15 protein-coding genes and 1 pseudogene are annotated in these 13,246 nt (G+C 44.9%); 8 read left to right on the forward strand and 8 right to left on the reverse strand.

The window, feature by feature from the left end; genetic code table 11:
- Positions 1-64: 64 nt before the first annotated feature.
- Positions 65-232 (reverse strand): hypothetical protein, encoded by a 168-nt coding sequence (locus tag HY805_06835; protein ID MBI4823926.1) that lies wholly within the window; start codon positions 230-232, stop codon positions 65-67.
- A gap of 319 nt (positions 233-551) precedes the next feature.
- The gene (locus HY805_06840; GenBank protein ID MBI4823927.1) at positions 552-1,382 is read right to left on the reverse strand and encodes a formate/nitrite transporter family protein; all 831 of its coding nucleotides are present in this window, start codon (positions 1,380-1,382) and stop codon (positions 552-554) included.
- Positions 1,383-1,539: 157 nt separating this feature from the next.
- On the opposite strand from HY805_06840, the gene HY805_06845 reads away from it, so the two are divergent.
- From HY805_06845 to truA, 8 genes and pseudogenes are all read left to right on the forward strand, one after another.
- Positions 1,540-3,828, forward strand: a complete 2,289-nt coding sequence (locus HY805_06845; GenBank protein ID MBI4823928.1) for a fibronectin type III domain-containing protein — start codon at positions 1,540-1,542, stop codon at positions 3,826-3,828.
- A 43-nt stretch (positions 3,829-3,871) separates the two neighbouring features.
- Positions 3,872-6,034 (forward strand): 1,4-alpha-glucan branching protein GlgB, encoded by a 2,163-nt coding sequence (glgB, locus tag HY805_06850; GenBank protein ID MBI4823929.1) that lies wholly within the window; start codon positions 3,872-3,874, stop codon positions 6,032-6,034.
- Between the two features lie 48 nt (positions 6,035-6,082).
- A pseudogene (locus HY805_06855) lies at positions 6,083-6,256 on the forward strand (MFS transporter).
- 138 nt (positions 6,257-6,394) lie between these two features.
- Complete coding sequence (locus HY805_06860; GenBank protein MBI4823930.1) at positions 6,395-7,591, forward strand: type II secretion system F family protein; 1,197 nt, start codon at positions 6,395-6,397, stop codon at positions 7,589-7,591.
- Entirely contained in the window at positions 7,575-8,009 is a 435-nt protein-coding gene (locus HY805_06865; GenBank protein MBI4823931.1) for a prepilin-type N-terminal cleavage/methylation domain-containing protein, read from the forward strand. Before HY805_06860 ends, HY805_06865 begins: the two co-directional genes overlap by 17 nt.
- A 4-nt stretch (positions 8,010-8,013) precedes the next feature.
- On the forward strand, positions 8,014-8,349 hold the full coding sequence (locus HY805_06870) for a hypothetical protein (protein ID MBI4823932.1): 336 nt from the start codon (positions 8,014-8,016) through the stop codon (positions 8,347-8,349).
- Entirely contained in the window at positions 8,336-8,974 is a 639-nt protein-coding gene (locus tag HY805_06875) for a prepilin-type N-terminal cleavage/methylation domain-containing protein (GenBank protein ID MBI4823933.1), read from the forward strand. Before HY805_06870 ends, HY805_06875 begins: the two co-directional genes overlap by 14 nt.
- Positions 8,975-8,992: 18 nt before the next feature.
- On the forward strand, positions 8,993-9,811 hold the full coding sequence (gene truA / locus HY805_06880) for a tRNA pseudouridine(38-40) synthase TruA (protein MBI4823934.1): 819 nt from the start codon (positions 8,993-8,995) through the stop codon (positions 9,809-9,811).
- Here truA and HY805_06885 read toward each other — a convergent pair.
- The 6 genes from HY805_06885 to rpsB are packed head-to-tail and all read right to left on the reverse strand — an operon-like array spanning position 9,763 to position 13,142.
- Entirely contained in the window at positions 9,763-10,356 is a 594-nt protein-coding gene (locus HY805_06885) for a TraR/DksA C4-type zinc finger protein (protein ID MBI4823935.1), read from the reverse strand. The genes truA and HY805_06885 overlap by 49 nt on opposite strands.
- Positions 10,357-10,503 (reverse strand): hypothetical protein, encoded by a 147-nt coding sequence (locus tag HY805_06890; GenBank protein ID MBI4823936.1) that lies wholly within the window; start codon positions 10,501-10,503, stop codon positions 10,357-10,359.
- Between the two features lies 1 nt (position 10,504).
- Positions 10,505-11,062, reverse strand: coding sequence for a ribosome recycling factor (gene frr / locus HY805_06895; GenBank protein MBI4823937.1), 558 nt, complete (start codon positions 11,060-11,062; stop codon positions 10,505-10,507).
- On the reverse strand, positions 11,040-11,783 hold the full coding sequence (locus tag HY805_06900; GenBank protein ID MBI4823938.1) for a UMP kinase: 744 nt from the start codon (positions 11,781-11,783) through the stop codon (positions 11,040-11,042). Before HY805_06900 ends, frr begins: the two co-directional genes overlap by 23 nt.
- The gene (gene tsf, locus HY805_06905) at positions 11,767-12,363 is read right to left on the reverse strand and encodes a translation elongation factor Ts (GenBank protein ID MBI4823939.1); all 597 of its coding nucleotides are present in this window, start codon (positions 12,361-12,363) and stop codon (positions 11,767-11,769) included. The genes HY805_06900 and tsf overlap by 17 nt, the downstream gene beginning before the upstream one ends.
- Positions 12,360-13,142 carry a 30S ribosomal protein S2 gene (gene rpsB / locus HY805_06910; protein MBI4823940.1) on the reverse strand — a complete coding sequence of 261 codons (783 nt, stop codon included), beginning with the start codon at positions 13,140-13,142 and terminating at the stop codon, positions 12,360-12,362. The genes tsf and rpsB overlap by 4 nt, the downstream gene beginning before the upstream one ends.
- Positions 13,143-13,246 lie beyond the last annotated feature (104 nt).

Consider the following 13,246-nt stretch of genomic DNA (forward strand, 5'->3'; position numbering starts at 1 on the left):
TTTTTTATTATATCATTCAAAAATCGTTGCCACCTCCTTTTTTTATATGTTCAATTTGAATTCCCTAAGTGCTTGAATTATCTTCATTTTCACCGTTAGAGTGTTCAATCTTTTTCATTTTGTTCAAATTGCCGCCTTTTTCATCGGCATCTATGAGCCTTGCCTTGTCCATGAGTATTGCAGCATCAGCCTTGAACCTTAGCCTTTTTTCTTTTGAGATCTTTTTGCTCATATGTCGCACTATATCAGTAAAAAATGGAAGCAGTCAATATGAAATATTTCACATGAAGTGTTTCACGTGAAATGCTTCACTATGTCCATTTCCACATCCCGTCATTCCCGCTCGTCGGGAATCCTTCCGACTTGTTCGGAATCGAAAGAAAGATTCTGGACAAGCCAGAATGACAATCAACGAGGCTGAAGGGTTAAAAATAATTCGGAAAAGCAACTGGGGTTTGGGGTGAAACCCCAAATTAACAAGAATAGGACATTTCTAAATTGGCTTGACATGCTCTAAGAAAATCCTTGACAGCAAAATATGCCTGCAGGAGTCAGCCCCTGTTTACTCCTGCCCTTCTGTAAATCACATAATACACCAGTGCTACAAAAACACTGCCACCTATGATATTTCCTGCTGTTACAGGAATTAAGTTATGGATGAATCCTGCCCATGAGAGGTTTTCTATGCCCTGAGGTGTGACGAGCCCCCATTTATAAAGCAATATTCCAAGCGGGATGAAATACATATTTGCAACACAGTGCTCAAAGCCTGCTGCAACAAAGGCAGAAATCGGAAAGATGATTGCTAAAATCTTATCCATCACGCTTCTTCCTGCAAGTGTAAGCCATATTGCCAGACACACAAGGAGATTACAGAGCACTCCATTGAAAAACGCCTCTCCAAATGAAAGTGTCACCTTATATGCCGCAATACTTAAAGCCTCCTCACCGACTGCACCGCCTGACATCTTCCAGTAGCCTGAAAGTATGACAAAGAGCACAATACCAATTGAGCCGATGAAATTGGCGATAAATACAATGAGCCAGTTTTTAATCAGCTCTACTGTGGAGATTCTTCTGCTTACCCATGCCATAACAAGAAGGTTATTCCCTGTAAAAAGCTCAGCACCGGCAATAACAACCAGGACAAGCCCCAGAGAGAATGTAACCCCTCCAAGAACTCTGCTTATAGCAAAGCCAAGACTTTTATCAGATACAACAAGTGTAGAAAACATAGCACCGAGGCTTATAAATGCACCCGCAAGGACACCGAGCATCACGACTGAAAGCACAGGCAGTCTTGCCTTTGTAACCCCAACGCTTTCAACCTTCTCGGCAATCTCTCCCGGAGAGTATGCATCAAACCCGAATATCTCTGCCATAAATACCTTTTAGCAGAATTCAGACTCCATTGCAATAGCATATTCTAAAGCTACTTCTTGACAAACAGAGAAGTGCTTTGATACCTTAGATAGCGTGTCAAGAAAAAGGGTTATATTATTATTAGGTCTATTATTACTACTGGGTGTGGCAGGCTTTTTGCTCTCCAAATGTAAGAAAGAGGTAAGAGATACCCAGTCGCCCAGTGTTCCTTCTGGAATCATTGGAAATGCCCTATCCCCATATGAGATAAAGGTTTTATGGTCAGCCTCCACTGACGACACCGCTGTAGTTGAATACAGGGTCTATCAGAAGCAGGGACTGCTTGAGTCCATAAAAACGACATCTGCATCCTACAAGGGTTTAACCCCGGACAGCGCTTATTGCATAAATCTGACTGCCTTAGATTCTACTGGCAATGAGTCGGGACATAGTAAAGAGGTGTGCATAAAGACCCCGGGGTTACTTATTGCAAAGGCAAAACCTGTGGTTAAGCCAAAGGTAGAGGTGCCAAAGGTAGAGGCGCCAAAGGAGAAACCTCCGAAGGTGGAAGTTAAAAGAATCCCCAAGCCACCAGAGCCACCATCAGGCTTAAAGGCAAGACCTATATCGTCCTCTCAGATAGACCTTACATGGAGCCCTTCCACTGCTGAATTGGGCGTATCGGGATATAATATCTACCGTGAGGGTACACTTCATAAGTCTGTAACAACTGCATCTGCTTCATACACAGGGCTTAAGCCCCAGAGCACATACTGCTTTACCATAAGTGTGGTTGACTCTGCAGGAAACGAGTCAGGAAAAACCCGTGAGGTGTGTGCAACGACTTTAACTGTAGAGGACAAAGGACCTCCCACTCCTCCAACAGGGCTCAAGGCAGAGCCTGTTGGAACTACACAGATAAACCTCACATGGAACCCCTCAAAGGATGACAGGGAGGTAACAGGATATAATGTTTACTCCAAAGGCGTGCTTTCAAAAACCGAAAAGGCAACAGCCTCGCAGATGGCAAAATTAAATCCGAACACCCGGTACTGCTATAGTGTAACTGCCTTTGATGATGCTGGAAACGAATCCTCTCAAAGCGGCGAGGCATGTGCAGTAACTGCCATGGCTCCTGACATAGGGATTCCATCAGTACCCTCTGGGCTTAGTGCAATTGCCTCGGCTCCAACCCAAGTAGACCTATCATGGAATGCCTCTACAGACGATGTAGGCGTTACAGGATACAATATCTATAAAGATGGTGCATTTCTTAAATCCGTAACTACAACCTCCACATCCTATAGAGACGAGGACCTTGGTGAGACAAGCTGTTATACGGTTTCTTCGCTGGATTCTGCTGGCAATGAGTCAGGTAAAAGCAGACAGGTCTGCGTAATGATGAAGGCAGTCTCTGCAAGGGGCACTGTCTGGGCAGGCGGAATGAACGATTATGGCCAGATAGGAGATGGCACAACTACAAGCAAGACTACACTTGTTCAGGTAGGCGGAATTTCTACTGTAATGCGAATAACAGCTGGGATGGAGCACACAGTAGTCCTCAAGGAAGACGGAACGGTCTGGGCATGGGGCAGAAATCTTAAAGGTCAGCTTGGAGATGGCACAACAGTAGACAGACATACCCCTGTTCAGGTTAAAGGGCTTAGCGATGTCACTGCAATAGCCGCAGGCTGGTATCACACCGTTGCACTTAAAAAGGACGGAACAGTGTGGGTGTGGGGTAGAAATTATTATGGACAGCTGGGAGACGGCACAAGCGCAGACAGAAGTACACCTGTTCAGGTTAAAGGGCTTACCGATGTCACTGCAATAGCCGCAGGCTGGTATCATACCGTAGCTGTTAAGAAAGACGGCTCTGTCTGGGCATGGGGATGGAACTTTAGGGGACAGCTTGGGGATGGCACTACGGATGACAGCAAAGTGCCTATACCAGTTAGGGACATTAAAGATGTCATAGCTCTTTCGGCAGGACAGCACCATTCAGTGGCACTTAAGAAAGACGGAACGGTCTGGGCATGGGGGTGGAATGACTCAGGACAGATAGGCAACGGCACGACTATCCCTGACAAATACCTTGCCACAGAGGTTAAAGGGCTTACAGGGATAAAGGCAATAGTGGCAGGCGGAAGCCATACCCTTGCCCTCAAAAAAGACGGCTCTATCTGGGCATGGGGTGCTAACGAGTATGGACAGCTTGGAGACGGCACGAGTGTGCCAAAGAGTATCCCAACGAAGATAGAGGCAGTCCCTGATGTCTACTATATCGCCGCGGGTATGAACCAGACAGTGGCACTTAAATCAGATGGAACTCTCTGGGCATGGGGCTGGGGGCTAAAGGTAGGTCAGAGACAGGAGAAATTCACACCTGTTCGTATAAGTGGCATTGTAGGTATCACTGAGATATCCGCAGGCATGTACCACATAGTTGCACTCAAAGGCGAATGACCGCTTATTTGACACCCTGTACTTAATAATATAATCTTAACCTATGCCATCAAAGGAAGAGATTTCTCTTATCGTAAAAGCAGAGCATTCAAAGCCCTTCAAGGTGCTTGGCCCACATAGAACCCCAAAGGGCATCTCCATAAGAGCGTTCTTTCCCGGCAGGTCCAATGCATGGGTGATTAAGAAAAAGAAGAAGTTCCCTATGAGCCTCCTTCACCCAGATGGTTTTTTCGAGGCGTTCTTTGAAAAAGAAAAAGAGCTTTTTCCCTACATGCTCATGCTAAAGGATAAAAAGCCATTTTATGACCCATACAGCTTCCCTCGTCTTTTAACTGACTATGACATCCATCTTATGGCAGAAGGTACTCATTATAAAAACTACGAGAAGTTAGGTGCCCATATAAGGAAGGTCAATGGAATAAGCGGAGTGCATTTTAGCCTCTGGGCTCCAAATGCAAGGAGGGTAAGCGTTGTCGGAGACTTCAATAACTGGGACGGAAGGGCGCATCCAATGTTATTAAGAAAAAACACAGGCATATGGGAGATCTTTATCCCCGGGCTTTCCGAAGGCACTCTTTATAAATACGAGCTATTGGGAAAAAGGTATCTTTCGCTAAAGACGGACCCATATGGGTTTTACTCGGAGCTAAGGCCAAATACAGCCTCTGTTGTCTGGGATATAAATAAATATACATGGAATGACCATGAATGGATTAATGGCAGAGGAAAGAGAAACGAGCTTGAATCTCCAATAGCTATATATGAGGTGCATCCGGGCTCATGGATGAGGGTTCCCGAGGAGGGGAATAGATTTCTAACCTATCGGGAGCTTGCAGGGAGCCTTGTAAGATATGTGGGTGAGATGGGCTTCACCCACATAGAGCTCCTTCCCCTGACAGAGCATCCGCTCGATGAGTCATGGGGGTATCAGACCATAGGGTATTTTTCGGCTACAAGCAGGTTTGGAAAGCCCGAGGAGCTTATGTATTTCATTGACTGCTGTCATCAGAACGGAATTGGAGTTTTGATGGACTGGGTGCCTGCACATTTCCCAAAGGACAGTCATGGACTTGCCTTTTTTGACGGGACATTCCTTTATGAGCACGAAGACCCAAAGCTGAGGGAGCATCCAGACTGGGGAACCCATATATTCAATTACGGAAGAAACGAGGTGGCAAACTTTCTTCTTACAAGTGCCCTTTTCTGGCTCGACAAATACCATCTCGATGGCTTGAGGGTCGATGCAGTTGCATCGATGCTTTATCTTGACTACTCAAGAGGCACAGGGCAATGGATACCCAACATATATGGAGGTAACGAGAATGTCGAGGCAATTGCCTTTGTAAGGAGGTTTAACGAGCTTTGCCATGAATACCATCCAGGGGTGCTTACGATAGCAGAGGAATCCACTGCATGGCAAATGGTCTCAAGGCCAACATATCTTGGAGGTCTTGGCTTCAGTCTTAAATGGAATATGGGCTGGATGCACGACATGCTGATTTACTTTGGAAGAGACCCGGTGCATAGGAAATACCACCACAATAACCTCACATTTGGACTTCTTTATGCTTTTCACGAAAACTTTGTGCTTGTGCTTTCCCACGATGAGGTTGTTCATGGCAAAAGGAGTCTTCTCGACAAGATGCCAGGGGATTTATGGCAGAAGTTTGCAAACCTGAGACTGCTTTTTGGGTACATGTATGCACATCCCGGAAAGAAGATGCTTTTCATGGGCGGTGAGTTTGGGCAGTGGTGGGAATGGGATTCCTCATCGAGCCTTCAGTGGCATCTCCTTCAGTATGAGCCGCACAGGAGGCTTCAGAGATTCGTTAGGGACCTCAATAGACTTCTTAAAGGAGAGCCAAGCCTCTATGAGCTTGATTTTCACTGGAGGGGCTTTCAATGGATTGATTTCTCGGACTCGGAATCGAGTGTTGTCTCATTCATGAGAAAGGCAAAAGACCCAGAGGACTTTTTAGTCTTTGTATTTAATTTCACTTCAGTTCCAAGACATAACTACCGAATTGGAGTCCCAAGAAAAGTCATCTATAGGGAGATTCTAAATAGCGACTCTGAGATTTACTTTGGAAGTAATTTGGGAAATGGTGGCTGGGTGCCTGCCGAGGATGTGCCTTCAAGCGGCATGCCCTATTCCTTAAACCTCACCCTTCCACCACTTGGCATGATAGCCCTTAAGCCACAGTGAAAAATCATGCCCTTTCGTTTAATTCCGAGCGCCAAAGGTTAGCCTATCAGTTGGCAGGTTGCAGTCCTTTTTATCGTTATCGAGAGAATGGGCAAGGCAATAAGAACACCTGCAAGGGATGCTATACTTTCGCATGCCGCAAAACGAGTTGGAAGAGGCTTTGGGTTTGGTCTTCATGAGGCATTAGATCAGGTTGGTGCATTCATAGGTCCATTGATTTTCACCATTGTATTTCTTCTTGGAGGCACAGTCATGGGGCTTCTCTATGAGGTCTCGATAAGTTATCTGATTGCGTTTTCGGTTCTCCTTGAGATAGGCGCAATAGCAGTTTTCTTTAGAAAGAATATGCTAAATTAATATATGCCGATTTATAGCTATGAAGCCTCTGACATGAGGGGCAAAAAGGTTAGTGCTTCTGCCGAGGCATCAGATGAGCGCACCCTAAGGGAAGAGCTTAGGAAAAACGGTTTAATTCCATTAAGTATAAAGTCGGCTGTGGGGAAAAAACCCGCAATAAGCCTCCAGAGGGCTACAAAGAAAGACCTTCTCAGATTCACACAGGAACTCGGAAACCTTCTCGAATCAGGACTTCCAATAGACAAGGCATTGTTTGTTCTCTCCGAGCACTCCGAAAAAGAAAAAATGAGGTTGGTAATCCGAGAGATATATGCGGACATCCAGAGAGGACAGTCCCTTTCGCAGGCAATGTCAAGGCATAGGCTTTTCCCACCTCTTTATGTGAACATGATAAGGGCAGGAGAGGCAAGTGGTATCTTAGAGGCAGTGATAAGAAGGATTTCTGCATTCCTCGAGATGACCTCTCAATTCAGGGATGAGATAATCTCTGCACTCATATACCCGATATTGCTTACGGTAGTCGGAGGTCTTTCGGTTGCCATCTTAATGCTTTATGTAGTTCCTAAGTTTACGAAGATATTCGAGGACATGGGTCAGGCACTACCTGCACCAACACTGCTTCTTCTTAAGGCAAGTAATATATTTACCTCCTACTGGTGGCTGTTTTTTACGGTAATCGTATTGGCGATTTTCCTCATAAGGGGCTATGCTAAGACCAAAGAAGGCAGGGTCTTTGTAGATGGCATCCTGCTTAGGGTTCCATTCATTAGGGTGCTTCATATGAAACTAATTATATCCCGTTTCTCAAGGACATTTGGAACACTCCTTCTAAGCGGTGTGGCAATTCTGGATGCTATAAGAATCTCGAGGGAGGTAGCTGGAAACGAGGTTGTCTCGGAAAGGCTTAGTGTTCTTGAAGATGGAGTCAGAAAGGGCAGTCGTGTTTCTTATGCCTTGGGGCAGAGCGAGGTCTTTCCTCCGCTTGTCGTTCAGATGATAGCAGTTGGCGAGGAGGCAGGAAAATTAGAGGAGACATTTCTCAGAGTTGCCGACAGGTTCGAGTCTGAAAGCAGAAATCTCATCAAAAGGACAGTGAGCCTCCTTGAGCCAGCTATGATTGTAGTCATGGGAGTAGTTGTTGGCTTTATCGTCGTATCCATGTTGCTTGCAGTGTTTAGCATAAATGAGATACCCATTTAACCATAACAAGGGTTTTACCCTTATAGAGCTTATAGTAGTCCTTTTTATTGTAGGCATAGCCTTCTCGGTCGTTACGGTATCGGTTGGCAGGTTATACGAAAAAACTGTATTTAAAGAGGAGCTTAAAAGACTCTTTAGGACATTAAAACATTCGAGGGATATGGCAGTCACGGAGAGGGCAGTCTTTACAGTCAATATTGACAGCGACAAGAGGACAGTGGGTATCGAAAAAGATGGCATGCCCTTTGGCTCTACAGTTACCCTTGCCAAAAATATCAGCATCGAGGCAGAGCCAATAGTGTTTTTTCCAAAAGGCAATAGCTCTGGCGGGCTCATAGAGATTAAAGGCCCTGGCAATAATAACTATCAGATTGAGGTCTCGGCTGTTACAGGTATTGCAAAGGTCAAAAGGCTTTAGCCTTATGGAAGTAGTAATTGCCCTTGTCATACTCGGCATAGGGATTACTGCACTTATGCAGTTTTACAGCCAGAGCCTAAGAACCACAAAGAGGTCTTCGGACTACTCAACTGCACTCATTCATGCTCGCTCTTATCTGGATGAGGCATATTCCTTTAAAGAGGTCTCTCTGTCTCAAGAATCGTTTGAGCTTAAGGATGGCTTCAGGGTGAAAAGGTCTGTAAGCCTCTTAAGCAAAGTGGAGGGGATAAAGACCTATGAGATTTTAGTCACTGTGTCATGGCCTCCATCAGGCAGATTTACGATAAAAGGCATAAGGACCTTCTATGAGAGTCAGTAAGGGAAAAGGCTTTACACTCATAGAGATTGTAATTGCCATGACCCTTTCTGTCTTGCTCTTTATGATTGTTTTTTCGGCATTGAGGCTTGGTGAGAAGTCTCAGGAAAAGGGCATAGAGAGAGAGGACATCTCCCAGAGAATGCGAATTATATCAGACAGGATCTCATGGCTCATAAAGGGCGCATACCCTTATATCGTAAAAAAGCAGGATGAAACCGTCCTTTACTTCTCAGGGACCTCCTCAAGCCTCGGACTCGTTACAACTTCCGTAGATACATACTCAGAGAAACCGCAAGATTTAGGAGGACTTAAATGGATAAAAATCCTCAGGGACGAGGATGGACTTAAGATTAAAGAGAATGTCTTTATCAGCGAAGATAACCTCGATGGCACAGGGGGGGAGGAATATGTGTTTGACCCTTATGTCAGCAGTATTGGATTTGAATACCTTGACACAGTCAATGAGGGTGACAAAGGCACATGGAGCAATAACTGGTCAAAAGAAAAAGACTATCTGCCCTCTTTGGTGAAAATAAAAATCGTCCTCGAGCATGAAGGCAAAAAGGTCGAAATGCCACCTATCGTTACGCGCATAATGGCAGGTGGTGCGGAATCCTTAAAATAGCCTGCAAATGGCTAAAAAATGACTCAGTTAAGGAATATAAAGCTTATTCTTCACTATGATGGAACAAACTACAGTGGCTGGCAAACCCAGAGGCTCACTGTTTCACCCACCATACAGGGAGTCATAGAAGGCAGGATTGCCTCCATTACAGGTGGCACATCCACACTTATTGCCGCAGGAAGGACCGATAAAGGGGTTCATAGTCTTGGACAGGTTGCTTCTTTTAAGACACACTCTAATTTGCCAGCAAAGACCATTAAGAGAGCACTCAATGCAACACTTCCAGAGGACATTAGGGTTATCAGTGTATCGGATGTGCCTCTTACCTTTCATCCAAGATACAGTGCCCTTAGCAAAACTTACATCTACATCATAAATTCAGAAGAGGCGCCACTGTTTTTAAGAAGATTCTTCTGGAGGGTTCCTTTTGAACTTAATCTCGATGATATGCAGAAGGCAGGAGAGTTTCTTAAAGGAGAGCATGATTTTTCAGCTTTTAGAGGCTCTGGCTGTTCCTCAAAAAATACCATAAGGAATATCCTGAGCCTCGATATTAAGCCTTCCGACAGGCTGGATTTTCTTACATGGTCTTTTCACGGAAGACTCATAAAGATAACGATTACTGCAAATGCCTTTTTAAGGCATATGGTAAGAAACATTATTGGCACACTCGTTGAAGTAGGCAGGGGGATGATGTCTGTGGAGCTGAGGGAGGTTATTGCCTCAAAAGACAGACGGCTTGCAGGTCCTACTGCACCTCCACAGGGTTTGTTCTTAGAAAAAGTAGACTATGCCCCTGATTTCTCGACAGACGCAAGCATCTCGTTTTTTTCCTGACAGTCCCTACAGTATATTGCAAACGGAAGTATCTTAAGCCTTTCAGGTGCTATCTCGTCTGCACAGTCCTCGCATATACCATAAGTGCCCTCTCTCAGCTTTCTCAATGCCTCATCTATCTTGAGAAGGGTCTCTCTGTGTGTGGAGAGCTTTCTCAGACTTACATCCTCTGAAAGGTCAATCACTGACCAGTCCCCATCATCCAATGCGGTCTCAACGAGCTGTCTGTTTTCGCCTGTTATGTAGTTTTTTATCTCGGACTTTGCCTCTCTGACAATCGTCTCGCGCTTCTGGATAAGGGCTCTTCTAAGAGCCTCTTTTTTCTCTTCATCTGCCTGCTTAACCGAGAGAGCCCTTGGTTTCTTTTTCAGTGGAAGGCTCTTTGCCTTTTGAGGAACCTTTTTTTTCTGAGCAGTCTTACCTTTCTTAGGTGTTTTTGACACCTTCTTTTTAGAGGGTAGTTTCTTTATAGGCTTCTTGCCTTCCGATTTCTTTTTAGCAGTCTTTCCCTTTTTAGGTTTTTTTGAAACCTTTTTTGCTGGCATTTATTTCTCCTCTTTTGCCTCTTCTTCTTTTTTACCTTCCTTATAGACCTCCTGAAGGCTCCTAACCTTAATGCCTGCTTGTGTGAGTGCCTTCTGAATATCAGCTAATTTTGCATCTTCAACCTTCAGAACATAATTAATGTTCATATCACACCTCCATTATCTCTTTTTCTTTATGGGCAACGATTTCATCTATCTTTTTTATGTAAAGGTCTGTTAGCTTCTGGATTTCCTCGATCGACTTTTTCGTTTCATCTTCGCTTATGTGTTTTTCCTTTTCGGCTCGCTTAAGCTCCTCGTTTGAATCCCTTCTTATGTTTCTTATGGCAACCTTTGCCTCTTCAGCCTTTTTCCTCACCACCTTTACGAGTTGTTTTCTTCTTTCCTCTGTAAGTAAGGGGATGTTAATCCTTATGACCTTTCCATCGTTTATAGGGGTAAGTCCTAAATCGGATTTAAGGATTGATTTCTCTATATCAGGGATTATTTTTTGTTCCCATGGCTGAATCGTTATCTGCCTGCTGTCAGGCACGCTGAGCCCGGAGACCTGGTTTAGTGGCGTGGCAGTTCCATAGTAATCCACTGTTATGCCTTCAAGGAGTGCTAAAGATGCCCTTCCTGTTCTTATAGAGCCGAATTCTTTTTTAAGGGAATCAGCCACTCCCTGCATCCTCTTTTCGTTCCTATCCCTTAGGTCTTTTTCCATGGCTTTCTCCAATGAAAGTTCCCACTTTTTTGCCTGCTACTGCCTTCCTGATATTTCCGCTTTTGCCTAAATTAAATACCACAATTGGCAGTGAGTTGTCCATACATAAAGATATAGCGGTTGAGTCCATAACATGGAGCCTCTTTCTAAGGACATCGATGTAGTTTATTTTATCGAATCTTTTAGCATTCGGGTTTTTAATGGGGTCATCGGAATAAACCCCATCCACCTGTGTTGCCTTAAGTATCACTTCTGCATTTATCTCCATCGCCCTTAGTGCAGCCGCTGTGTCTGTTGTAAAATATGGGTTGCCTGTGCCTGCGGCAAATATGACAATCCTGCCTTTCTCGAGGTGTCTGACTGCCTTTCTCCTTATATATGGCTCTGCAAGCTCCCGCATCTCTATGGCAGACTGAACCCTTGTGGCAAGCCCTTTTTTTTCAAGTGCATTCTGAAGTGCAAGGGCATTTATAACAGTGGCAAGCATGCCCATGTTGTCTGCGGATACCCTCTCCATGCCTATTGCAGAGGCTTCCATGCCCCTGAAGATATTTCCGCCGCCTATAACTATGGCAATCTCTGCGCCTGCCTTAACCGTCTCTTTTATCTCGGAGGCAATGTGTTTTACGGTTTCAGGGTCAATGCCATAAGCCTTTTTACCCATCAGCGACTCTCCGCTTAACTTAAGGAGCACCCTCTTATATTTACTTTTGGGATTCACCGAGTTGAAACCTCTCGAAGCGCCTTATTATTATGTTTTCTCCTAACTTTGCTACCTTTTCTGTGAGTAGGTCTTTTACCTTTTGTTTCTGGTCTGGGTCTTTGACAAACACCTGCTCGAGGAGGCAGGTCTCTGCATAGAATTTTTCGAGCTTTCCTTCGACTATCTTCTCAATGACATTTGCAGGCTTTCCCTCAACCTGTGCCCTGTATATATCCTTTTCTTTTTCTATCAAATCCCGTGGGACATCCTCTTTTGAGATATAAGCTGGGCTTGCGGCAGCTATGTGCATTGCAATGTCCTTAAGGAGGGATCTAAAATCATCTGTTCTTGCCACAAAATCCGTTTCACAGTTGAGCTCCACTAAAACGCCTATCTTGCCCATATGTATATAAGAGCCTATGAGACCCTCGCCTGCCTGCCTTCCTGCCTTCTTAAGGGCAGTCGCAAGTCCTTTTTGCCTGAGTATTTGAAGTGCCTTTTCCATATTGCCATCGGACTCTGTGAGTGCCCTTTTACAGTCCATCATGCCAACACCGGTTTTTTCCCTGAGCTCTTTTACCATCTCTACGGTTATCATTGTCCTACATCCCCTGTGCCCTCGGATGTCTCCGCAGTCTCTGTGGTAGGGACCTCTGCTACTTTTTCCTGGGCTATTGCCTCCTCCTCTTTTTTAAGGCTGATTTCCCTGCCCTCGATGATAGCATTTGCCATTTTTGATGCGATGAGTGCTACTGCCCTTATGGCATCGTCATTGCCGGGGATAACATGGTCTACCTCGTCAGGGTCACAGTTTGTATCGACGATTGCCACTATTGGGATTGAGAGCTTTCTTGCCTCGGCAATAGCTATCTGTTCTTTCTTTGGGTCAACTATGAAAACCGCACCTGGCAGCTGAGTCATATCCTTTATGCCGCTCAGGTTTTTTTCGAGCTTCTGCCGCTCCTTCTCATATGAGGAAACCTCTTTTTTTGTCAGAAGCTCGTATGTCCCATCTTCTTTCATCTTTTGGATTTTCTTGAGCCTTTCTATGGACTTCTTTATTGTCAAGAAGTTCGTGAGCATACCGCCAAGCCATCTCTGATTTACGAAATAAGCACCTGCCCTTATAGCCTCTGTCTCGATGGCATCCTGCGCCTGCTTTTTTGTGCCGACAAAAAGTATAGGCACATTCTTGCTTGCCACTACCTTAACAAAATTGTATGCATCCTCAAGCCCCTTCATGGTCTTCTGAAGGTCTATGATATAGATGCCGTTTCTTTCTCCGAAGATATACCGCTTCATCTTCGGATTCCATCTTTTCACTTGGTGGCCAAAATGCACACCTGCCTCAAGTAGCTCCTTCATCGTTGCAACCATACTATATCCTCCTTCTGGTTTTTCCTCCGCCTTCCCTCCTTACACCCAATACAGGACCAATAAGGAGGGTTTCTTCAGGCGTGTGGTTTTAACAACCCCTTAAG

The organism is Nitrospirota bacterium, assembly GCA_016207905.1.
GTDB lineage: Bacteria > Nitrospirota > Thermodesulfovibrionia > Thermodesulfovibrionales > JdFR-86 > JACQZC01.